22 protein-coding genes are annotated in these 22,361 nt (G+C 60.2%); 11 read left to right on the top strand and 11 right to left on the bottom strand.

All coding sequences use genetic code 11. The features are described from left to right. Positions 1–448 precede the first annotated feature (448 nt). From FS767_RS17990 to FS767_RS22895, 3 genes are all read left to right on the top strand, one after another. Positions 449–2,803, top strand: coding sequence for an FdhF/YdeP family oxidoreductase (locus FS767_RS17990; RefSeq protein WP_144967149.1), 2,355 nt, complete (start codon positions 449–451; stop codon positions 2,801–2,803). Positions 2,804–2,893: 90 nt separating this feature from the next. Next, positions 2,894–4,009 carry a catalase family protein gene (locus tag FS767_RS17985; protein WP_144967147.1) on the top strand — a complete coding sequence of 372 codons (1,116 nt, stop codon included), beginning with the start codon at positions 2,894–2,896 and terminating at the stop codon, positions 4,007–4,009. Between the two features lie 17 nt (positions 4,010–4,026). Then, positions 4,027–4,185 (top strand): hypothetical protein, encoded by a 159-nt coding sequence (locus FS767_RS22895; RefSeq protein ID WP_165919269.1) that lies wholly within the window; start codon positions 4,027–4,029, stop codon positions 4,183–4,185. Between the two features lie 93 nt (positions 4,186–4,278). Here the strand turns inward: FS767_RS22895 and FS767_RS17980 are convergent, their stop codons facing one another. From FS767_RS17980 to FS767_RS17970, 3 genes are all read right to left on the bottom strand, one after another. Beyond that, complete coding sequence (locus FS767_RS17980; protein ID WP_144967145.1) at positions 4,279–4,776, bottom strand: amidohydrolase family protein; 498 nt, start codon at positions 4,774–4,776, stop codon at positions 4,279–4,281. A gap of 46 nt (positions 4,777–4,822) precedes the next feature. Further along, on the bottom strand, positions 4,823–6,151 hold the full coding sequence (locus FS767_RS17975; RefSeq protein ID WP_144967143.1) for an MFS transporter: 1,329 nt from the start codon (positions 6,149–6,151) through the stop codon (positions 4,823–4,825). Between the two features lie 73 nt (positions 6,152–6,224). Continuing rightward, a complete protein-coding gene (locus tag FS767_RS17970) occupies positions 6,225–7,202 on the bottom strand; it encodes a hydroxyacid dehydrogenase (protein WP_144967141.1) in 978 nt (325 codons plus the stop codon). A 222-nt stretch (positions 7,203–7,424) separates the two neighbouring features. Between FS767_RS17970 and FS767_RS17965 the strand changes: the two genes are divergently transcribed. From FS767_RS17965 to FS767_RS17955, 3 genes are all read left to right on the top strand, one after another. Beyond that, complete coding sequence (locus FS767_RS17965) at positions 7,425–8,102, top strand: RraA family protein (RefSeq protein WP_144967139.1); 678 nt, start codon at positions 7,425–7,427, stop codon at positions 8,100–8,102. 70 nt (positions 8,103–8,172) lie between these two features. Then, complete coding sequence (locus FS767_RS17960; RefSeq protein ID WP_144967138.1) at positions 8,173–9,405, top strand: MFS transporter; 1,233 nt, start codon at positions 8,173–8,175, stop codon at positions 9,403–9,405. After that, the gene (locus FS767_RS17955) at positions 9,402–9,692 is read left to right on the top strand and encodes a hypothetical protein (RefSeq protein WP_205885151.1); all 291 of its coding nucleotides are present in this window, start codon (positions 9,402–9,404) and stop codon (positions 9,690–9,692) included. The genes FS767_RS17960 and FS767_RS17955 overlap by 4 nt, the downstream gene beginning before the upstream one ends. 57 nt (positions 9,693–9,749) lie before the next feature. On the opposite strand, the gene cyoD is transcribed toward FS767_RS17955, so the two are convergent. Genes cyoD through cyoA form a run of 4 tightly spaced genes read right to left on the bottom strand, consistent with a single transcriptional unit; the run spans position 9,750 to position 13,562 of the window. Continuing rightward, the gene (cyoD, locus tag FS767_RS17950) at positions 9,750–10,091 is read right to left on the bottom strand and encodes a cytochrome o ubiquinol oxidase subunit IV (protein ID WP_371921600.1); all 342 of its coding nucleotides are present in this window, start codon (positions 10,089–10,091) and stop codon (positions 9,750–9,752) included. Beyond that, positions 10,088–10,699: a cytochrome o ubiquinol oxidase subunit III gene (gene cyoC / locus FS767_RS17945; RefSeq protein WP_144967136.1), complete on the bottom strand. Its 612-nt coding sequence runs from the start codon at positions 10,697–10,699 to the stop codon at positions 10,088–10,090. The genes cyoD and cyoC overlap by 4 nt, the downstream gene beginning before the upstream one ends. A 3-nt stretch (positions 10,700–10,702) precedes the next feature. Continuing rightward, positions 10,703–12,676 carry a cytochrome o ubiquinol oxidase subunit I gene (gene cyoB / locus FS767_RS17940; RefSeq protein WP_144967134.1) on the bottom strand — a complete coding sequence of 658 codons (1,974 nt, stop codon included), beginning with the start codon at positions 12,674–12,676 and terminating at the stop codon, positions 10,703–10,705. 4 nt (positions 12,677–12,680) lie between these two features. Further along, positions 12,681–13,562, bottom strand: a complete 882-nt coding sequence (gene cyoA, locus FS767_RS17935; protein ID WP_178102747.1) for a ubiquinol oxidase subunit II — start codon at positions 13,560–13,562, stop codon at positions 12,681–12,683. Positions 13,563–13,831: 269 nt separating this feature from the next. Between cyoA and FS767_RS17930 the strand changes: the two genes are divergently transcribed. Both FS767_RS17930 and FS767_RS17925 read left to right on the top strand, forming a co-directional pair. Further along, positions 13,832–15,154 (top strand): APC family permease, encoded by a 1,323-nt coding sequence (locus FS767_RS17930; RefSeq protein ID WP_144967130.1) that lies wholly within the window; start codon positions 13,832–13,834, stop codon positions 15,152–15,154. Between the two features lie 98 nt (positions 15,155–15,252). Continuing rightward, positions 15,253–15,438 (top strand): DUF1289 domain-containing protein, encoded by a 186-nt coding sequence (locus FS767_RS17925; protein ID WP_058605120.1) that lies wholly within the window; start codon positions 15,253–15,255, stop codon positions 15,436–15,438. 126 nt (positions 15,439–15,564) lie between these two features. Here the strand turns inward: FS767_RS17925 and FS767_RS17920 are convergent, their stop codons facing one another. Continuing rightward, positions 15,565–16,503, bottom strand: coding sequence for a LysR family transcriptional regulator (locus FS767_RS17920; RefSeq protein ID WP_144967128.1), 939 nt, complete (start codon positions 16,501–16,503; stop codon positions 15,565–15,567). A 250-nt stretch (positions 16,504–16,753) separates the two neighbouring features. On the opposite strand from FS767_RS17920, the gene FS767_RS17915 reads away from it, so the two are divergent. Further along, entirely contained in the window at positions 16,754–17,599 is an 846-nt protein-coding gene (locus FS767_RS17915) for an SDR family NAD(P)-dependent oxidoreductase (RefSeq protein WP_144967126.1), read from the top strand. Between the two features lie 2 nt (positions 17,600–17,601). Beyond that, complete coding sequence (locus FS767_RS17910) at positions 17,602–18,486, top strand: SMP-30/gluconolactonase/LRE family protein (RefSeq protein WP_144967124.1); 885 nt, start codon at positions 17,602–17,604, stop codon at positions 18,484–18,486. A gap of 93 nt (positions 18,487–18,579) precedes the next feature. Here the strand turns inward: FS767_RS17910 and FS767_RS17905 are convergent, their stop codons facing one another. The 3 genes from FS767_RS17905 to FS767_RS17895 all read right to left on the bottom strand — a co-directional run bounded on the left by FS767_RS17905 (position 18,580) and on the right by FS767_RS17895 (position 20,592). Next, complete coding sequence (locus FS767_RS17905; protein WP_144967122.1) at positions 18,580–19,041, bottom strand: type II toxin-antitoxin system YhaV family toxin; 462 nt, start codon at positions 19,039–19,041, stop codon at positions 18,580–18,582. Next, positions 19,041–19,358 carry a type II toxin-antitoxin system PrlF family antitoxin gene (locus tag FS767_RS17900; protein WP_144967120.1) on the bottom strand — a complete coding sequence of 106 codons (318 nt, stop codon included), beginning with the start codon at positions 19,356–19,358 and terminating at the stop codon, positions 19,041–19,043. Before FS767_RS17900 ends, FS767_RS17905 begins: the two co-directional genes overlap by 1 nt. A gap of 319 nt (positions 19,359–19,677) precedes the next feature. Next, on the bottom strand, positions 19,678–20,592 hold the full coding sequence (locus FS767_RS17895; protein WP_058605121.1) for a LysR family transcriptional regulator: 915 nt from the start codon (positions 20,590–20,592) through the stop codon (positions 19,678–19,680). A gap of 204 nt (positions 20,593–20,796) precedes the next feature. On the opposite strand from FS767_RS17895, the gene FS767_RS17890 reads away from it, so the two are divergent. After that, positions 20,797–21,819: a zinc-dependent alcohol dehydrogenase family protein gene (locus FS767_RS17890; protein ID WP_058605122.1), complete on the top strand. Its 1,023-nt coding sequence runs from the start codon at positions 20,797–20,799 to the stop codon at positions 21,817–21,819. The last annotated feature ends 542 nt before the right edge of the window (positions 21,820–22,361 follow it).

Below are 22,361 nucleotides of genomic sequence, written 5' to 3'. Positions count from 1 at the left end.
CTTGACAGGCATCCATGCCTGTCACCTCCCTCCGCAAGACCTGCGTTCGGCCTTCTGAAGTCGCGAAGATCAAAAGCCAGATCAAAAGCCAAAGCAAGATCAACAGCGACAGCAACAGCAACAGCAACAGCAACAGCAACAGCAATTACGCTGGAAGAATAAGTTTTTGAGCATAGCTAGGTTGCACAACTCCACATTGCACATTGTTCACAGGTAGCCTCATTCCCAATGTAGGAGCGGTCTTGCCAGGGCGCCGGACCGGCCGCGATGGGCCGCACAGCGGCCCTCGGCATTTATTGGGTATATCTTAGAAGCAGGGCCACCCTGCGGCGGACCTATTTAACAAGCTCTCATCCGTCTCCACCCGGCCAGCAGACACCATGCCCGCTTGAACTTCCATCTCCCACTCCACCTCGAAATATGCAGACATAACTACAGCGAGGCGGCCATGTCGCTCATCCACCCTCAAGCGCGATACAAGCCCTATAAAGATGCAGCAGGCGGTTGGGGGTCGGCGCGTTCTGTCATGAGCATACTCTGGCGTGAACAAGCCTTTACCACGGCACCCATGGCACTGGTCAGGCAAAACAAACCCAACGGCTTCGCCTGCGTCAGCTGTGCCTGGGCCAAGCCTGGCAACCCACACGCGCTGGAATTTTGCGAGAACGGCGCCAAGGCCACGGCCTGGGAACTCACCCGCCACCGCACCGGCCCGGAATTCTTCGCCACCCATACCCTGTCAGCGCTGCGCACATGGACCGATTACGCCTTGGAGCAGCAAGGCCGGTTGACCCACCCCATGCGCTACGACCCGACCAGCGATCGCTACCAGGTCACCACCTGGGCAGAGGCATATCAGCAAATCGGCCAACAGCTGCAGGCCCTGACGCCTGACGAAGCGGTGTTCTACGCCTCGGGCAGGGCGTCGCTGGAAGCCTCGTTCATGTACCAGCTGTTCGCCCGTGCCTATGGCACCAACAACCTCCCGGACAGCTCGAACATGTGCCATGAGAGTACATCGGTCGGGCTGCAGGAGAGTATCGGCGTACCTGTCGGCACCGTCACGCTGGAAGACTTCGAACACACCGACTGCATTTTCTTCTTCGGCCAGAACGTGGGCAGCAACAGCCCGCGAATGCTTCACCCGTTGCAGGAAGCGCGCAAGCGCGATGTGCCCATCATCACCTTCAATCCACTGCGTGAGCGGGGGCTCGAGCGCTTCGTCAATCCACAGTCTCCCAGTGAGATGCTGGGGCCTGACTCGACCGTGATCAGCACTCAATATCACCAGGTCAGGGTCGGGGGCGATCTGGCTGCAGTGATGGGGATCATCAAGGCCCTGCTCGCGATGGAGCAGCAAGCAAATGAGGAGGGCAAGCCGGCCGTTCTCGACCATGCGTTCATCCAGGCGCACACCGATGGGTTGGATGCGCTGCGAGAGGAAGTTCAGGGCCATCAGTGGGCGACCCTGGAGCGTCAGTCCGGTCTCGGGCGCGCTGCCATGGAAGCTGCAGCCACCGTCTATGCCCGCAGCAGTAAGGTCATGATCATCTACGGCATGGGCATGACCCAGCACCGACGGGGTGTCGACAACGTGCAGATGCTGGTCAACCTGCTGCTGTTGCGCGGCAACATTGGCAAGCCTGGCGCAGGCATCTGTCCAGTGCGCGGACACTCGAATGTGCAGGGCCAGCGCACGGTCGGTATCACAGAAGACCCGGCCAAGGTTCCGGCTGAAAAACTGCAAGCGCTGTTTCGCGTGCAGGTCCCGCCGAACAAAGGCATGGCCACGGTGGACTGCTGCCAGGCGCTGGTCGAGGGTAAGGTCAAGGCCTTCATCGGCCTGGGTGGCAACTTCCTGCGGGCGATCCCCGACACCCAGCGCATGGAAGCGGCCTGGCAGACGCTGACGCTGAACGTCCAGGTGGCCACCAAGCTCAATCGCACGCATCTGTTCCCCGGACGACATGGCTGGTTATTGCCTTGCCTGGGGCACATCGAAGCTGATCGTCAGGACGGGGTGGAGCAGGTCTATACCACTGAGGACAGTACCGGCTGCATCCGCGCCTGGCAGGGCCGCAATGAGCCGGCGAGCGAGCAACTGCGTTCCGAAGTGGCGATCATCGCCGGGTTGGCCGAGGCCACTCTAGGTCAGCGTACTGCTATCGACTGGGATGCCTGGCGCCACGACTATGCATTGATCCGCAAAGCGATCAGCCAGGTCTATCCCGAGATATTTCACGACATGGAGACCCGCATGTGGGAGCACGGTGGTTTCCATAGGCCCTTGCCCGCGGCTAAGCGGGAGTGGCAGACCGCGTCTGGCAAAGCCCAGTTCGTGGCGCCCCAGCGGCTTGATGAGGACGACGACTTGCAGCCCGCTGTCTCGGCGCATGATGTGCTGCAATTGATGACGCTGCGCAGCAATGATCAGTTCAACACCACCGTCTATGGCTATGACGACCGTTTCCGCGGCGTAAAAGGCACCCGCAGCGTCGTGTTCCTCAATCGCAGCGATGTGGTTCGGTTGGGCTTGGCTGCAGGCGATTGGGTGCTGCTACGCACCGCTGTCGAGCCCCAGGTGGTGCGAGAAGTGGGTCCTTTGCAGATCATCGCCTATGACATTCCCGAGGGTTGCGCCGGCGCTTACTACCCCGAGTGCAATCCCCTGATCCCGCTGTGGCATCACGCTGAACGAAGCAAGGTGCCCGCCGCCAAATGCGTGCCGGTTACGCTGCACAAGGTGGAGCCGTCCGCTGATGAGCTGAGCAAGGCAGTGCCGGCGCACGATCAGATCAATTGAGCGCTCGGAAGGTTGGGCCATGCAGGGCCCTGAAGGCTATACGTTGATAATCCATTCCATTGTTCGTCCCGAGACGACAGGAGCTTAGTAATGAACAAGCTGCCCGATGACTCCGCCGTGGTAGTGCCATTGCCTTTCGAGCCCGGTTTTGAGCAGATTCCCGAGGATGAGGCACAGACCAGCCAGGCGTTGCAGGATACGCTGCGTCAGATCATGGAGATCACCTTCAATGATAATGGTCACGCCAATCGGGGCGTTCATGCCAAAGCACATGGATTATTGCGCGGCACCCTGAAGGTGGCGCCGGGGCTGCCTGCGCAGCTCGCCCAAGGAGCCTTCGCCACACCCGGTGAGTTCGATGCCTACCTGCGGTTTTCCACCAACCCAGGTGACATCCTCGACGACAAGGTTTCCACCCCACGGGGGCTGGCGCTCAAGATCGTTGGCGTGCAAGGCCCGCGGTTGCCAGGCAGTGAGGGGCAAGTCACGCAGGACTTTGTCATGCAGAATGCCAAAGCCTTTACCGCGCCAGATCCCAAGGCGTTTCTCAAGACGTTGAAGATGCTCGCCAAGACCACTGACAAAGCCCCGGGTACCAAAAAGGCATTGTCCGCCGTGCTGCGCGGTGCAGAAAAGGTGGTCGAAGCGTTTGGCGGCGAGAGCGGCACGCTCAAAAGCCTTGGCGGGCATCCTCAAACTCACATTCTTGGCGAAAGCTTCAGCACCGTCGTACCTGTGCTCTATGGCCCTTACTACGCAAAACTTGCGGTGGTGCCCGTGTCGACGGGCTTGACTGCGCTGACCGATCAGGCCGTGGACCTCAAAGACGACACCGACGGGCTGCGCCACGCGGTGGAGGCGTTTTTTGCAAGCCAGGGTGGTGTCTGGGAACTCCGGGTGCAATTGGGCACGGACCTGGAACAGATGCCGATCGAAGATGCATCCAGGCAGTGGCCCGAGGCGCTTAGCCCCTATGTGACTGTGGCCACCTTGGAGATCAAGCCTCAAGCCGCGTGGAGCGAAGAGAATGTGCGCCGTATCGACGACGGCATGGCGTTCAGCCCCTGGCATGGCCTGGCGGCGCACAGGCCGTTGGGCGGCGTGATGCGGGTGCGAAAGCCGGCCTATGAAATGTCGGCAAATTTTCGTGGGCAGCACAATGGTTGCCCAATCCATGAGCCCGGTTTCAAAGGGCCGAGCCTGTAAGTCGAGGAGAGTACGCCATGCAACCAGAAACCGCGGGCACTGAAGAGAAAGGCCCAAGCGATGTGCCGTATATCAACGATCCGTTGAAACCCACTTCCCCTGCGCTCAATGACGCGGATGCCACGGAAGCAGCTGAGGCTGAGATGGATATCGAGGACGACGGCGAATCGCTCTGAGTTCACTGGCGCCGTCGCCTGAGCAGCGGCGGCGCCAGTGTGTAGAGCATCGATGTGTAGGCGATCCGAGTTGTGCGAGGCTAAGCGCGAGCGCTAGGCGAAGCCGTACAGGTCCACGGGGTTATCCCGCAGGATCAGCTGTCGAACCTGGGCATCCGATGCCCAGTCAAGCAAGACATCCAGTAATGCGGCATCGTCAGGCTTGTTCTGCAGAGACTGGGTGGGGTGCGGCCAATCACTGCCCCATAGCAGGCGTTGAGGGTAATGTGAGATCAACCTGCGTGCCACCGTGCCCACATCCTCAAAATGCGGAGCGCCCGTTTTGGAACGCAGGTAGGGACCAGAAAGTTTGACCCAGGTCCGTCCCTGTTGCATGAGCCCATCCAGCGCCTTGAAGGCAGGCGATAGAACACCCTCGGGTTGCGGTACGTGCCCCATGTGATCAATGACTACCTTGCCAGGCAGCGCAGCCAGCCGTGGGGCGATATCTGCCAGCAGCCGGCCTGTGGCCATTTGTACGTGCCAGCCCAACTCATTCACCCGCGCCGCGAGCAGCCCGATGCCGTCGAGCACCGGTTTCACCGGCTCCATGGCACGTTGTGCGTGCCATGGACGCCAATCGAGCGCCAAGCGGCTTCTACTTGGCAGCCAGCGTTCCTGCGGCCTGCGCCTGTTCCAGCTGACGCTTGCGGCCAATGACCAACACCATGACCCCGGCCAGCGTACACAGCGCCGCCAGTGGCATCAGTGCCAGGGCATAGCTGCCAGTGGCGTCATGGATGGCGCCGTACACGTTGACCATCAAGCCACCTCCGATCAGGTTGGCCATGGCGCCGACTGCAGCCAGCCCAGCGGCTGCAGTAGAGGAGGACAACCAGCCCGATACCAGTGCCCAGAACGGGCCTTTCATGGAGTAGGCCCCCACCAGCACCATGGTCAGCATCACCACCGTGGCCGGCAGCGACGAGGTGAACAGGGTCATCAGCAGGCCGGCCGCAATCAGCAACATGGTCATCGCGGTGTGCCAGCGACGTTCACCGGTGCGGTCGGAGCTGCGACCCCAAATGACCATCAGGATCGAGGCAACGCCGTACGGAATTGCGTTCACCAGCCCGATCTCCATGGAGCTCAGGCCGAACGTCTTGAGCAGTTGTGGCGCCCAGACGCTCATGGTGCTGCCGGCCGCCGAGGCGCCCGAGTAGATCAGCGCAAGCACCCAGATGTCCTTGTGGCGCAGCAGCTTCCACAGCGAGATATGACCGATGGTGGTTTTCTGCGCTCGTTCCTCGGCCAGCCGCCCGGTCAGCCAGCCGCGTTGCTCGTCATTCAGCCATTTGGCCTGTTCAGGCCGATCGGTGAGTACGAACAGACAGGCGATACCCAGCAGCACCGCCGGGATGCCCTCGAGGATGAACAGCCAATGCCAGCCGCGCATGCCCAACCAGCCGTCCAGGCTCAAGAGCAGCCCCGAAATTGGCGAGCCGATGAAGTTGGCGGCGGGAATGGCGACCATGAATAGCGCCACCATGCGTGCGCGATACGCCGACGGCAGCCAGTAGGTGAGGTAGAGCAACACCCCAGGGAAGAACCCCGCCTCGGCAGCGCCCAGCAGAAAGCGCATCACGTACAGCGAGTTGGCGCCTTGCACGAAGGCGGTACCTGCGGAGATGAGCCCCCAGGTGATCATGATGCGCGCGATCCAGATGCGCGCCCCGTAGCGCTGCATGGCCAGGTTGCTGGGTACTTCCACCAGAAAGTAGGCGAAGAAGAACAAGCTGCTGGCGAAACCGAAGACCTTGGCTGACAACTCCAGGTCCTGGTTCATTTGCAACGATGCCATGCCGATGTTGCCGCGATCGATGATCGCGATCAGGTAGCAGATGATCAGAAAAGGCAGTAGGCGCCAGGCAACACGGCGCATGGTGGCGCGTTCGAGCTCGCTGGGCGGGGTTGAGGCTGGTTTCATGGTGCTCTCCAATTGTTTTTTTTCTGGAGTTACGCAGTGGTCCGTGCGGCCGGACACGCCGGCGCAGGTGCAATCAGTTATCGATCAGGTGACGGTTCACCACACAGCGCGGGTCCAGGGCCTTGCCGTCCCAGGCATCGAGGATTTGCTGCAGGGCAACCAGGCCTACACGGTCCCGGGCTTCGCTGGTGTTAGCCCCGATGTGAGGCGTGGCAACCAGGGTTGGCAGGCCCCACAGCGGGCTGTCGGCCGGAGGCGGTTCGGGGTGGAAGGTGTCCAGGCCGGCACCCCCGATACGCCGTTCGCTCAACGCATGCACCAGGGCATCGGTATCGACCAGCTCGCCACGTGCGGTATTGATCAAGATGGAGCCGGGACGCATGCGCTCAAGTTGCTGGGCGCCGATGAGGTTGCGGTTGGTGTCCGTGAGCGGGCAATGCAGGCTGATGATATCGCTATCGGCCAGCAAGCGATCGAAATCCTCTTCGCGCTCTACGTGGTCACGCACGGGCAACTGCCGCAGGTAAGGGTCGTAAACCTTGACCTTCATGCGCAGCGGCGCCACCAAGTCCATCAGGATCGCGCCGATCGAGCCAAGGCCCACCAGGCCCAAGGTCTTGCCCGCCAATTCCATACCGTTGGCAGTGGCCTTGTCCCAGTGGCCTTCGCGCATGCGCGCATCGAGTAAGGCGGTCTGGCGCGCGACGCTGAACATCAACGCAAAGGCGTGCTCGGCCACTGACTGAGCGTTGGCCCCAACGGCGATGGAGACAGGAATACCGCGGTCGGCGGCGGCCTGGATGTCGATGGTGTTGTAGCCAACCCCATGCTTGGCCACCACTTTCAATGCGCTGGAGGCGTCGATCATGGCGCGGGTCAGGCTGCCTTGACGCACGATGATGGCATCGGGTTGTTCTGCGCGGATGATCGCTTCGAGCTCTTGCTCGGGCAGATAGGGCGTGGTGGGGATAACGCGGATGGCGTGTTGTTCGGCCAGGCGCATCGCTTCGTCGGCCAGCGCCGGACCTGTCAGCAGAAGGGTACGGGACATCGTCGATACCTTGTTTTTGTTCAAGACGGTAGGACTGCACTGCGTGCTTTCACCAATAACCTAGCATAATGAAACGGCGTTGCAACAGTAGTTTTATCATCAGTCAGATTCTGCGATAAGCGTCATTTAAAATGCTTGAAATACGTTTAATGAAATGCAATTCTGAAATGGCGTTCTGGTTTGCTGTGAGCGTGCCCAATAAATCCAAGAGAGGAATGTCACATGAGCATTGGTTTCCAGGTGCTTGAGCGCACGCGCAAAATCGGTGATGAGTGGATATCGCGCTACCGCGAGGTGCCGGTCGCCAACGTCAGCGATTCGATGAATCGCATGACGGCCGGTGGTGCGCGTTTGCGCCCCATGCACCGGGAAGGTGTGCTGTGCGGCGCGGCGCTGACAGTCAAGGCCCGCCCTGGTGACAACCTGATGCTGCACTATGCCATCGACATCGCCGAGCCAGGGGATGTGATCGTGGTCGATGCTGGCGGCGACCTGACCAATGCACTGATCGGCGAGATGATGGTGGCGTACGCTGTGAAGCGTGGTGTAGCCGGCATCGTCATCAACGGTGCAATCCGCGATGCTGGCAGCATCAAGGCCGGTGACTTCCCCCTTTTCGCTGCCGGTGTTTCCCACCGCGGCCCTTACAAGGACGGACCGGGTGAGATCAATGTGCCAATCGCCATCGATGGCATGGTGATCGAACCTGGGGACCTGATCATCGGTGACGATGACGGCTTGCTGTGCGTACCCTATGCCCATGTCGCAGAGGTTTACCAACGCGCCACGGCCAAGCACGCTGCCGAAACAGCGCAAATGCAACACATCGCCCAAGGTACCAATGACCGCTCCTGGGTCCTGGAATCGTTGAAAAAGAAAGGCTGCCTGCTGCCAGGCTGAGGATCGACCCGTACGTGGTACGAGCAAGATCCTTCAATGGCGGCGGCTTCTCATTTGAGGACTTGCTCACTTGTCAGACCTGACGCCGCCCCCTCGTACCGGTTGGCCCTCTGCGGTACGCGCATTGGGCCATCGCAACTTCCAGGTTTACTTCGCAGGCCAGGGTGTTTCCACCCTGGGCAAGTGGGTTCAGCAAGTCGCGCTGTCCTGGCTGGCCTATCACCTGACCGGTTCAGCCGTATTGCTGGGGCTGATCACCTTCCTTTCCCTCGCCCCGCAGCTGGTCATCGGTCCTCTGGCAGGCGCCTGGATCGATCGCCATGACAAACGCCGATTGCTGATCGTCGTCCAGTCGATACTGGTGGTGCAGTCAGCCGTGCTTGGGCTGGCCACCTGGGCGCATTGGGTAGATGGCCCTTTCATCGCCGCCATGGCGTTGCTGCTGGGCTTGCTCAACGCCGTCGAAACGCCACTGCGCCAAGCCTTGATTGCTTCTTTCGTGGATGACCCGGCCGACCTTCCCAATGCGCTGGTGCTAAACGCGATGCTCATCAACGCGGCCCGCTTCGTCGGCCCGCCATTGGCCGGTGGCTTGATTGCCGTGGCAGGGGAGGCGGCGTGCTTTGCCTTGACCGCCGTTGCTTTCACCGCCTTGCTCGTTGGGTTGCTGAAGGTGCAAGCCAAAGCCAGCCCTCGGGCTACAGGTTCCACCGCCCAGGTGTTCCGTGAGGGCCTCGCTTATCTATGGCGCGAGCAAGGCGTCAGGCAATTGCTGTTCAACGTCATCATGGTCAACCTCCTGGCGTCCTGCTATGCAGCGCTCCTGCCGATCCTGGCCAAGAGTGTGTATGCCGGTGACGCACGGGTGCTGGGCTGGCTTTGGGGCGCGGCGGGCGCGGGCGCGTTCGTGGCCACGCTGGTGCTGGCGGTGGGCGGAGCCTTGCCTCGCCTTCGCCAGTTCATCGAAATGGGCGCAGGGCTTTGCGCCCTGGCACTACTGGGTTTGTGCTGGGCGGGGCAGTTGCAGCTGGCATTGCTTGCCCTGGTGGTGCTGGGCTTCGGCATCACGCTGAGCAATGTAAGCACCAACATGCAGCTGCAGAGCCAAGCGCCAGGCCATCTGCGCGGACGTGTCATTGCGTTCTACATCGCCATGCGCTTCGGCTTCGAGGCACTGGGCGGAATGGCCGCCGGGCTGCTGGCTGCTCGGGTTGGCGCCCCGGCTACCTTGGGTGCAGCCGGGGCAGTGTTGCTGTTGGGTGTTGCAAGCACCTGTGCATGGCGTTATCGCCGTGCGGCATGACCGTGTTACACCTAACCCCAAAAGGCAAGGCTGCCACGCCGAGTGTCAGGCTAGCGCTTGGCTTCGGCGTCAGGATCAGCCGAGCGCGCCAGGAACGCCCGGGTAATTTCCGGCAGGTGATCCTTCAGCCGCATTCGGATGATCCTGAACTCAGCCAAGAGGCGGCCCGGCAGCATCTGCAAGGCGCGTTGGGCGCGCAATCATCGGCGTTCACCGATGTGCAGGTTCAACGTCAGGAGCATGAACACGAACCCGGTACTTCGCCGGGCCATTACCAGCAACCGTGACCCCCACGGCGCGTCATGCGCGCTGCGCAGACGCGCCCGCCAGCGTTGTGGCAGGTGTCATAACCCAAGCATGTTGTAGTGCACGTAGTACATGATCCACAGCGACAACCCCACCAACAGCGTGATGATCACCACCGTGAACACCAGCGCGACCAGGTTCCAACGCTGCTCTCGCGCTGTGGTCAGGTGCAGGAAAAACACCATGTGCACCACGATCTGAACCAGGGCGCACACCAGCACAGCGATGAACGTCAGGTGACGCGGCAGGCTGGGGTACATGGCCAGCCCGAAGGGAAGCAGTGTGAGCAGGGCGGCCAGGACGAACCCTGTGTTGTAGGAACGGTGGCTGCTCTGGCTAGCGCCGGCACTGCTAGGCACATGGCTTTGACGATTCATCAGATCACCCCGAACAGATAGACGACGGTAAACACGCATACCCACACGATGTCCAGGAAATGCCAGAACAGGCTCAGGCAGCTCAAACGTGTGGCATTGACACAGGTCAGGCCGCGTTGATGGACCTGCATCATCAACAGGGCCATCCAGATCAACCCCACCAGCACATGCAGGCCGTGGGTGCCCACCAACGTGAAGAACGCCGTCAGAAACGCGCTGCGTTCAGGGCCTGCGCCCTCGCTGATCAGCTGATGGAATTCGTTGACCTCCATGGCAATGAAGCCCAGGCCGAGGAGAAACGTGACGCCCAGCCAGCGCAATACCCAGCGCTTGTCCTGACGGTGATTGGCGAGCATCGCATAGCCGTAGGTGATGCTGCTCAACAGCAGCAGGAACGTCTCCACCAGCACATAGGGCAGTTCGAAGATGTCCGCCGCGCTGGGCCCACCTGCCACAGACTGGCCCAGCACCGCGTAGGTAGCGAACAGGGTGGCGAACAGAATGCAGTCGGTCATCAGGTAGACCCAGAAGCCGAACAGGCTCAGGGAGCCTGCGTCTTCGTGGCCATGCTCCTGCTCGCGGGCCGTTTCGTTGTGCACGACATGGGACATGATTCAGGCCTCCGCCAGCCGTTGGCGCCGCTCGGTTTCCATCCGTTCGACCTCTTCGGCCGGGATGTAGTAGTCAGTATCGGGGTCGTAACTGCGCACGATCAGGGTGGCGATGACTGCCAGTGAACTGGCGATGACCAACCACCAGATGTGCCAGATCAACGCGAAGCCCAGCGCCGTGGACAGAACGCCCAGCACCAGGCCAAGGCTGGTGTTGCAAGGCATGTGAATCTTGCGAAAATCCATCTCGGCCAAGGTTTTCACGCCTTTCTCCTTCATGCCCCAGTACGCGTCGATGCCGCCCACGACCGGTTGTTCGGCAAAGTTGTAGAACGGGGGCGGCGAAGCGGTCGCCCATTCGAGCGTACGCCCGTCCCATGGGTCGCCTGTGGTGTCGCGGTTCTCATGACGTTTGCGGATACTCACCACCAGTTGCATGACCTGGCAGGCAACGCCGCACAGGATGATCAGTACCCCGACCATTTCCAGCAGCAGCAAGGGCCGCCACTCGGGTACGTCGAAGTGATTCAGGCGCCGGGTCATGCCCATGAAACCAAGGAAGTAGGACGGCATGAAGGCAAAGTAAAACCCAGCCAACCAGCACCAGAAGGCAGCACGCCCCAAGGGGTCGTAGAGCTTGAAACCGAAGGCCTTGGGGAACCAGTACGTCAGGCCGCAGAGGTAGCCGAAGACCGCGCCGCCGATGATCACGTTGTGGAAATGGGCAATGAGGAACAGGCTATTGTGCAACAGGAAGTCCGCCCCAGGCACCGCCAGCAGGACCCCGGTCATGCCCCCGATGCTGAAGGTGACGATGAAGCCAACCGTCCACAGCATTGGCGTCTCGAAACGCACTCGGCCCCGGTACATGGTGAACAACCAGGTAAAGATCTTCACCCCGGTGGGCACGGCGATGATCATGGTCATGATGCCGAAGAACGCATTCACGTTGGGCCCGGCGCCCATGGTGAAGAAGTGGTGCACCCAGACGATGAACGACAGCACCGTGATGACGATGGTCGCCCACACCAGGGAGTAGTAGCCGAACAGCTTCTTGCGCGAGAACGTCGAGGCCACCTCCGAGAAGATACCGAACGCTGGGAGTATGAGGATGTAGACCTCAGGGTGGCCCCAGGCCCAGATGAGGTTCACATACATCATGGGGTTGCCGCCCAGTTCATTGGTGAAGAAGTGCATGCCCAAATAGCGATCAAGGGTGAGCATGAACAAGGTGGCAGTGAGGATGGGAAAGGCAGCCAGGATCAGGATCGAGGTGCACAATACCGTCCAGGTGAACACCGGCATGCGGAACAGCGTCATGCCGGCGGTACGCATCTTCAAGATGGTGACGAAAAAATTCAGCCCGGTGAGCAGGGTGCCGACCCCGGATATCTGCAGCGCCCAGATGTAGTAGTCCACCCCCACCCCGGGGCTGTACCCGATGCCTGACAACGGGGGGTAGGCCACCCAGCCTGTGCGGGCAAATTCGCCAATGCCCAGCGAAAGGTTGACCAGTACAGCGCCGGAGACGAACAGCCAGAAGCTGACGGCGTTCAGGAATGGATAGGCCACGTCGCGTGCGCCGATCTGCAGGGGTACCACCACGTTCATCAGCCCGACCACGAACGGCATGGCCATGAAGAAGATCATGATCACCCCGTGGGCGGTGAAGATCTGGTCGTAATGCTCAGGTGGCAGGTAGCCGGGCGAGCCGTCCGAGGCCATGGCCTGCTGGGTGCGCATCATCAACGCGTCGGCGAAGCCGCGCAGCAGCATCACCAGGGCGACGACGATGTACATCACGCCGATGCGCTTGTGGTCCACGGTGGTGAACCACTCTTGCCACAGGTATTTCCATTTGCCCATATAGGTAATGGCCCCCACGACCGCCAGGCCCAGCAGCCCGACGACGGCCAGCGTGTACATGATGATCGGCTCGTGGAGGGGAATGGCATCCCAGGTCAGTTTTCCGAACATGGTCTTACTCCTTGCTGCCTTGGGGGCTCTCGCCCTGGGAATCGCCAAGCCGGCGCTCGACCTCGCGGGAGCGGTTGACGCCCTGGTACTTGTCGATCAGCGACTGGAACAGGTGCGGCTCGACCTGGCCGTAATGTTCTACCGGGTGGGCAATACTGGGCTTGGCCAACTGCGTGTAGGCAGCCCCGTCGAGCTGGCGCCCGGCAGCGCGTGTGCCTTCGACCCACTCTTCAAAGCCTGCCGGGTCGAGGGCCAGCGCCTTGAAGTGCATGTCCGAGAACCCCGGCCCGTTGTAGTTGGCGGCTATCCCCGTGTAGTCGCCTGCGTGGTTGGCGATCAGGTGCAGCCGTGTCTGCATCCCGGCCATGGCGTAGATCTGGCCACCCAGGGCTGGGATGAAGAACGAGGTGATGGCCCCGTCGGAAGTCACCCTGAAGTCGACGGGCGTGTCCACAGGCATCGCCATCTCGTTGACCGAAGCAATGCCGAGTTCGGGGTAGACGAATAGCCACTTCCAGTCCATGGCGATGACCTGGACCTTGAGCGCAGGGGTATCGGATGCCAGCGGCCGGTACGGGTCCAGCGCATGGGTCGAGCGCCAGGTGACGACGCCCAGCACGATGATGATGGCCAGTGGTACGCCCCATACCACCGCTTCGATCAGCCGCGAGTGGCTCCAGTCGGGGGTATAGCGGGCCTTTTCGTTCGAGGCGCGATAATGCACTGAAAACACCAGCGCCATGATCATCACCGGTATCACCACGATCAGCATGAGCAGGGTGGCGAGGATGATCAGGTTGCGTTGCTCGACCCCCACCTGCCCCTTGGGGTTGAACAACACCATGTCGCAGCCCGAGAGCTGGAGTGCCACAGTGCCTAGCGCCATTATCCAAAGCAGTCGGCTTGCCGTTTTCGGTTCCCTGGCCATGTGAGCGTCCCGTATTTGTTGGCAGATGTTTCGGCTATCACCTGTGAGAGGAAACCCGTGCTGGCAAGGTTTTTTGCAATGTTCGATTAGTCGACGAATGGCAGCGCAGGTCAGGGAACTTAAGTCCATGGGACGGTGGGGTTGGCGCGCCACTTGGGCAAGGGCACTGAACCTTGCGCGCAGGTGCTCAGTCACAGCGCCATTGCCCAGACGAATGGAGTGCCATGATGGCCAGCGACGCAACTGCCTCACTCAAACGCGTGATCACCCTGCCGTTGCTGGTGTTCTTCATCCTCGGGGACGTATTGGGCGCTGGCGTATACGCGCTGGCAGGCGCCATCGCCGACCGGGCCGGTGGCGCGATCTGGGCCCCGCTGGCCCTGGCACTGTTCTTCGCCCTGTTGACGGCGGCGTCCTACGCCGAGCTGGTCAGCAAATACCCCCGGGCCGGCGGTGCGGCCGTGTTTGCACGGCGTGCGTTCGGCTCGCCCTTGCTGGCTTTCTTGGTGGGGTTCGCCATGTTGGCCGCAGGCATCACCAGCGCTGCCGGGCTGGCGTTGGCATTTGCAGGGGAGTACCTGCGCGTGTTCATCGACTGGCCTTCGGCGGTGCTGGCGCCCCTGTTTCTGGTCCTAATGGCCATGCTCAACGCCCGGGGTATCAAGGAGTCGCTAAGCGCCAATCTGGTCATGACCCTGATCGAACTCAGCGGCTTGGTGCTGGTGATCATCGCGGTGGCGGTGCTGAGCGGCCAAGGGCAGGCCGAGCCTGCCCGCTTGTTGGACTTCGGCGAACAGGGCCCGGCTACCGCGATACTGGGCGGCGCCTTGCTGGCGTTCTACTCGTACGTGGGGTTCGAGACTTCCGCCAACCTGGCCGAGGAAATCAAGGACGTACGCCGGACGTACCCGCGCGCGCTGTTCGCGGCCTTGCTGGTGGCCGGCCTGGTTTACCTGGCAGTCGGCGCCGGCGCCGCGCTGGTGATGCCAGTGCAAGCACTGATCGACGCCAAGACGCCCTTGATGGACATCGTGCACAACGCAGAACTTGGGCTGCCCCACGGCGTATTCGCCATCATCGCCCTGGTGGCGGTGGCCAACGGCGCCATGTTGACCATGATCATGGCCAGCCGTCTGACCTGGGGCATGGCCCGTGATGGCATGCTGCCGCGCATGCTGGGTCAGGTGCTACCCAACCGCGGTACCCCTGGTTATGCGATAGCCGCGACCACGCTGCTGGCCATCCTGCTGACCTTTACTGGCTCGCTGGAAGTGCTGGCTGAAACCGTCGTGCTGTTGCTGTTGTTCGTTTTTTTGAGCACGAACGTGGCGGTGTTGGTGCTCAAGAAGGACAAGGTCGATGCCGAGCATTTCTCGGTGCATCCGGTGGTGCCTGTGTTGGGTATCCTGTCGTGCCTGCTGGTACTGGGTCAGCAGCCCTTCGAGAACTGGCTGAGGGCAGGGGCGTTGTTGGGATTGGGGGCGGTGTTGCACTGGCTGGCGGGCAAGGGCTTTGGTCGTACCCTCAGCGAGGGGGATGCGGGGCAGTGACTGGTGCACAGGATCATGTGCGAGCTTTGGATGTCCAACCTATCTAGCGAACCGCGCCCTCGCGCAGACTTGTGCTGCTACTGACCAGGAACCCTTCAATGGCCAAAGAGATTGAAAGCCCTTGCGTGTCGAGCTGCAAGCTCAAGCATGAAGTGTGCACGGGCTGTGGGCGCAGCAAGGAGGAAATTAAAGGCTGGCGAAACATGAAGCGCTCTGAGAAGAAGGCGACGGTCGAGAAAGCAGCTGCTCGCTTGAAGAAGATCAAGAAGAAAGGGAAGGGTTGAGCGGTGTGTAGGGTTGGCTGAAAGCAAGTAACGGTCGGTAGATGCCATTCACTGGAGTACGACCTATCCTTGAATATCAACTGGATGGTTTCTTGCCGCATGGGTCCAGGATTACCAGCTGGCTTTCTAACTGACCTGATCGGCCAGCATCCCCTCGACCTGGGGAGGGACGTTGAAGTCGAGCATGGAAATGAAGCTGTCTAGCAACGGTGATTCGTTGTGGACGTTCCAGCTCATGTACAGGCCGATGGCCGGGTTGGAGGAGGCGGTCACGGGGTAGAGACGACGGAACACTACCTTGTCGCGCATGATCGAATCGGCAATCGACTCAGGCACCAACGCAACGCCGAAACCGCAGGCCACCAGGCCTATCAAGGTATGAATCTGCGCGGCCTCCTGCACCACCTTGGGGTAAAAACCGGCGGCTTCACACAAGGCGATCAGCTGGCTGTGATAGCCGGTGCCCAGCGCTTCAGGGGTAAATACGAAGTCTTCCCCGGCAAAGTCCCTCAGGTCGATCTGCCCTCCCTTTGCCTTCGGGTGGTGGGCGGGCAGGGCCATCACGATCTCTTCGTCCAGCAACAGGCGTGACTCGACGTTTTCCGCCGAGATCGGCAACTTGCGCATGAAGGCAATGTCCGCTTCTCCCGACAAAATGGCCTTGGCCTGGCTGGAAGAAGGCATCTCCTTGATGATCAGTTGGACTTTGGGGTAAGCCTCGCGGAACTGGCGCAGGGTACTGAGGAGTGACTCGTAATAGGCGATGGACACCGCCGTCACCGTGAGTTTGCCAGCAATGCCCTCGGACACCTGGCGTGCGTGTTCGATGCCCAGCTCCAGCGCCTTCAACGTGCTGTAGGCCGCACTCAGGAATGCACTGCCAGCGGGGGTCAGCTTGACACCGCGCTTATTGCGCGTGAACAGACTGAAGCCCAATTTGTCTTCTAGCCGATTGATGGCTTGGCTCAACGGGGGCTGGGCCATGTGCAGGCGAACAGCGGCCTTGTGGAAATGCAGCTCTTCAGCCACGGCGATGAATTGGCGTAACAGGCGGGTTTCGATCATTTCTTCTGTTCCTTCATCTGAACTGATCTGAGGGCGGGGTGTGGCAATGATACCGGTAAACAGGCGCTCGACTAGAGAGCAATGCCGTGGCGTGGCTTCCGAGGAGGCTTTCAGGTGAGTAATCGTCAAGAAATTATTTTGATTGAACACCAACTTGATACGAATCAAGTATCAACTTGCGCCGCCGTTAGTATTAAACAGCGCAAATATTCGTTGTTAAAGTGGGGCGGTACTCAGAAGGGAACAGCCCATGAACTTTACAGGAAAGACCGCCATTGTAACGGGTGCTGGCAGAGGGCTCGGTTTTAGTTATGCGCATGCATTGGCGACACTGGGCGCCAATGTGGTAATCAGTGACATCGGCGCAGATAAGCTGGGCGCCGGGGGCGATGGCTCCATCGCCCTGGAGGCTGCGAAAGCTTTGCGGGACAAAGGTTTCAACGTGTTGGGGCATCATGGGGACTTGTCCGGTGAGCAGGGTTGCGAGCAATTGGTGGCAACGGCCATCGAGGCATTTGGCCAACTCGATATCTTGATTCACAACGCCGGCTGGGTCGGTTATCAAGCGATTGAAGAGGCTGATGCGACATTCATTGGTCGCGCGGTGGATATCAACATCTATACCCCCGTGTGGTTATGCAAACATGCCTGGAAACATCTCAAACAGTCCGCTGCCGCACGGGTCGTGCTGACCTCGTCCGACCGTGCGATGTACCAGCAATACGCCCAACCGGGCCTGGTGGCGTATGCCGCCGGCAAGATGGCTCAACTGGGCATCATGAATGCGCTAAGCATGGAAGGCACCGAAGCCGGCATTCTCGTCAATGCGGTATCTCCAGTGGCCAAGACCCGCATGTGGGGCGTGACGGGTGAACCGGAGAACCTCAAGCCTGAATGGGTGACGCCCGGCGTGGTGTTCCTGGCGTCGCAGCAGTGCCAGGATACCGGTTATGTCCTGCGTGCCAGCAATGGCCAATTTACGGCGACGCGATTTGTCGAAAATCCAGGTGTGGATTATCCGGTCGATCTGGCCCGAGTGAAGGCCACCAGTGCCGAGCAAGTTGCCCAGCTTTGGGACCACATCAAGGAGCGTTGAACATGCCTACCCAGGAAGCGTTCAAACTGTTCTCACCGTGCCAGGCCGACCTGGGTGAAAGCCCGGTCTGGGATGAATCCCATCAGTGCCTGCTCTTTGTCGACATCAGTGGCGGCCAGATCAATGCGCTGGACCTGCACGGGCAACTGACGCGACTGTATGAGTCGCCTGCGCGCATTGGCGCACTGGCATTGACTGAAAAGGGCAACCTGATTTTCTCCCAGAATGCTGGCGTTGCCATCCTGGACCGCACCAGCCTGCGGGTCACCCAGAACTCAAAGCTGGCGATTACATTGTCGTCCTATCGCTTCAATGATGGTGCGTGCGATCCACAGGGTCGCTTCATCACCGGTTTGATGGATGAAGGTCACAGCGCCAATACGGGCAAGCTCTATCGATACGATGCCGGCCTGAACGCCTCGGTGATACTGGACGGTCTCAGTCTACCCAACGGACTTGCGTGGGCAAGTGAGGGCGACGAGTTGTTTTTCGTCGACTCGGTAGCCCGCACGCTTTACCGCGCTCCTTACTCGGCGAACGGCAATTACCTGCAACAGGTGTCGGTGTTCGCTCGGACACCGGAGCAACTGGGCCGACCGGACGGCCTGGCGTTGGATGTAGAGGATAACCTATGGGTTTGCCAATTCAACGGAGGCTGCGTGCTGCAGTACGACCGCCATGGGATGCTGTTGCAGACCTTGCCGGTGCCGGTGCCACGGCCCACCAGTTGCTGCTTTGGCGGACCGGATATGCGTACCCTGTTCGTTACCACCGCCAAATTTGGCATGTCGGCGGCCGAGCACACGGACTATCCGGCGGCGGGCAATATCTACAGCATCCGGTTGCCAGTGCCCGGAAAGCCGCGTCACCGTTTCAAGGAACTGTAGTCCTTACGCATCAAGGCTTTGGCAGGCCGGCAGGTGTCCGTGAGTAGTGGGTAGAGTCAGGAAATGGAAAGCCAATAGCGTGGTTTTGACAATTTATGCTTTGGGCTCGTTCCAGTCGCTACGCGTCGCAGCAGTCAGCGCATCCCAGTCATCCGGAGGGTTGCCGCGGCCCAGCATCTTCTCGAATACGGCGTAGGGATCGGATTTGCTGCCTGCGGAGCGTAGGGTGTTTTCGTCGTTGACCCATGCATAGACGATGATCTTGGACCTTGAGTCGTAGCGAAAGAACAGCCGAAAGCGCCTGCCGATTTTTGCACGGCGCCAATGTCGGTAGACGGTGCCCAGCGTGTTGCCTTGGCGGAAATCATCATGGCCTGGGTCGGCAGGCACAGCCTCCATGATCAGATGGCTCAATGCCCGAAACAGCTTCACGTTGGCGTTACTTTCAAAACCCTGCGGGTCGTTTTGCTCGGCCCGGGCGGCGGCTTCTTGCAATTTGCGTAGCTGTAGAGTCACACCTTCATGGAACAACAGTGTCCAGCCATGTCGCAGCATCAGATCGCGACCTCACCGTCGATCTCTTCGTCCAGGTTAACGGAGTGGTTTGCGTTGGCGAGCATGGTTTGCGCCAAGTCTTCCGGCAGGGTAGTGAGGTGGCGGCCGCTTCGAATATCAGCATCCAGCAAAGCGAGAAACGCAGCGATGGCAGGGTCTTCGTGGGTGGTTTTTACGCGGCTGACCACGATTTCACCGTCGCGTACGTCGAATGCAATCTTGCCACCAGTGTCAATGCCCAAAAGCTGGCGAACGGATTTGGGTAGTGTGATCTGTCCCTTCGAGGTCAGCGTTGCGATTTCGTGAATAGCAGGCATGAGTGTTCTCCCGGATGTATTGATTGAAGGGTAAGGAATAATCCTTACAAGGTCAATCCTGGTTTTCTGCTGGTCAAGCATACGGGGGGAGGCCGCTCAATAGTGCCGCAACATGATTTATACCATTGCCTTCGGCGGTGGAATCGGGAAGGTGTGGTCGCCGGCTCCTTACAGTTGGATCGTTGACTGGAAGCATCCTTTGCAAACTATACAAAGCGTGCCCTCATATGCCCAATATTGAGCAATTAACTGGAAGTCAATGGCTAGTCGAAGCTGGAAAAAGCCAGAAATGATCAGCTAACAAGCATGCCCGAAGCCTTTAAAGACTCTCAGGATCCCCAAAAAACATCTGTATCCTAGACCTCAACCACCGCTCCGCCGGATCATTGTCCTGCGCCCCACGCCAGGCCATGTGCAATTCAAAACTGCGCACCTCCAGCGGCAGCTCCTCAGCCCGTAACCCACCGGCCGCCGTCAGGGCATCGGCCGTGTAATCGGGCACGGTGGCCACGATGTCGGTGCCGGCCAGCAGGCTGCCCAGGCCATTGAACTGCGGCACGGCCAGGACCACGTGGCGCTTGCGTCCAAGCGCCTGCAGGGCTTCGTCGATGAAGCCCGACAGGTCCCCGGCGAACGACACCAGGGCATGGGGCCTTGCACAAAAATCATCGAGGCTGATGCTGCCCGGTACGCTGTCGGCCCGCAGCAGCTTGGGTCGGCTGCGGCGCAGCACTTTGCGTTTGGCATTGGCAGGGAGTTCGCTGGTGTAGCTGACGCCGACCGAAATTTCACCGGAGGCCAGCAAGGTGGGCATCAACAGGTAGTTGACGCGCCGTATCACCAGCACGATACCTGGCGCTTCGGCGCGTACGCGCTTGAGCAATTGCGGCAGCAGGCCGAATTCGGCATCGTCCGACAAGCCGATGCGAAACACGGCGTTGCTGGTAGCCGGGTCGAACTCGGCAGCACGGCTGACGGCCGTGGAAATCGAATCCAGCGCGGGCGAGAGCAGGGCGAAGATTTCGTTGGCGCGGGCGGACGGCTCCATGCTGCGCCCGGTGCGCACGAAAAGCGGATCATCGAACAGGTTGCGCAGGCGCGACAGGGCGGCACTGATGGCGGGTTGGCCGAGGAACAGCTTTTCCGCTGCACGGGTCACGCTTCGCTCGTGCATGAGCGTTTCGAACACGATCAGCAGGTTGAGGTCTACGCGACGCAAGTCGTTTCGATTCATCGGGGCGCTTCGCCAGAAAAGGAGCAGGGGTGAATATTAAGGCCAAAGGCTGGTAACCTGCACCCATCCAGGGGGCCAATTGCAGGGAAAATGCAGGGCCCAATCGATGACAGGCATGTCGACTATTAATGACCGCGGCTGGTCTGATGGGTAAAGCCCGGATAGAGTCAGTGGTAATTGATGTTTCACGAGGCGAGGTAGGCGATGTCCCGCATGATTCGGTTCCACAAGTTCGGCGCTGCGGATGTGCTCCGTTGCGAGGAGCAGGCTGAGCCGATGCCCGCCGCCGGTGAGGTGCAAATCCGCGTCGAGGCGATCGGTGTCAGCTGGTACGACGTGCTCTGGCGCCAGAACCTGGCGTCCTCCCGTGCACGGCTGCCAGCCGGTATAGGTCATGAAATGGCCGGCGTGGTAACGGCGGTGGGCGAGGCGGTCGACGACATCGTGGTCGGTGACAGGGTCGCGAGCTTCCCGGCCACCAGTGCCAACGATCACCCGGTGTACGGTGACGTCATCGTCTTGCCCCGTTCAGCCATCACCCGCTATCCCGAGGTGCTGACACCGATCGAAGCGAGCGTGCACTACACGCCGCTGCTGATCGCCTATTTTGCGTACGTCGATCTGGCCCGTGCAAAAAGTGGGCAGACGGCACTGGTCACCGATGCCAGTCATTGCGCGGGCCCGGCGTTCGTGCAGCTGGGCAAGGCGCTTGGGCTGACGGTGTTTGCCGCAACCAAGGATGGCGAGCAGCGTGACTATCTGCTCGGCCTGGGCGCTGACAAAGTGATCGTCACCGAGGAGCAGGACCTGGTGATGCAGGTAGGCAAGTACACCGAAGGTCGCGGTGTAGACATGGTGCTCGATGGCCTGGGCGGGCCGCAGATGTCGTTGCTCGGTGATGTGTTGGCCCCGCGTGGCAGCCTGGTGCTGTATGGCCTGCAAGGCGGCAACCAGACCCCATTCCCGGCCTGTGCTGCGTTCCAGAAGAACATTCAGTTCTACGTGCACTGCATTGGCAATTTCACGGGCAAGCCTGAATTGGGCATCAGCCAGGACCAGGTGGCCTTGCACAGGGCATTGCGCGACATTAATCAGTTCACGGCCGACAAGCTGCTCACGCCGCAGATCATCAAGGTGTATCCGTTCGAGCAAGTGGTAGACGCCCATCGTTACATGGATCAGTGCCCTTGCGGCGGGCGCGTGGTTCTGGACCTTACGCCAGCCTGACATGCCGCTTGCTGATGACTCGCTCACTAGGTGGCATCTGCAGCATATAGACGTCGCTGCCAGCCGCATCAGGCTTTGATCGCACATACCCCTCCCAACAGTCAGCCGTCGTCGGCATGATCGCCGGCGACGGCTGACTGTGCCTGGCTCTTTACTCGCTTCGGCCAGTGGCCGGTAATCCTGCGCATGATGTTTAGAAAAGGATAATTCCTACAATGGACCAAGACTGATACTACATTAAGTTTCAGTGTTCTGGAGTTGCAGAAATATTTCGCCTCTTATCTTTGATTGAAGTCTCCAAGTTTCAAGGTCAAGCTGTCATTTCATCATCGCTGACTACTTTTTTTCCCCTGATCTGTATCTTTAATTCTTCTGTTGTATATCGATAATGGCGCAATGACAGTTTACGCAAGGAGCGTGATATGAGCAGGGCTGAGCTGGCTGGGCAATGGCGTGAAGGGCTGGTGTGCCATGGGCATGCGGTGAGGGTTTCCGGAGTGTGTCGACAGTGAAGGTGAACTTCATTGTGCGTGGACTGTAGC

It is taken from the genome of Pseudomonas sp. DE0010 (assembly GCF_007680745.1).
Lineage (GTDB): Bacteria > Pseudomonadota > Gammaproteobacteria > Pseudomonadales > Pseudomonadaceae > Aquipseudomonas > Aquipseudomonas parafulva_B.
Note: the sequence above shows the minus strand (reverse complement) of the source record. Positions and strands in the feature narration are given on the sequence as shown.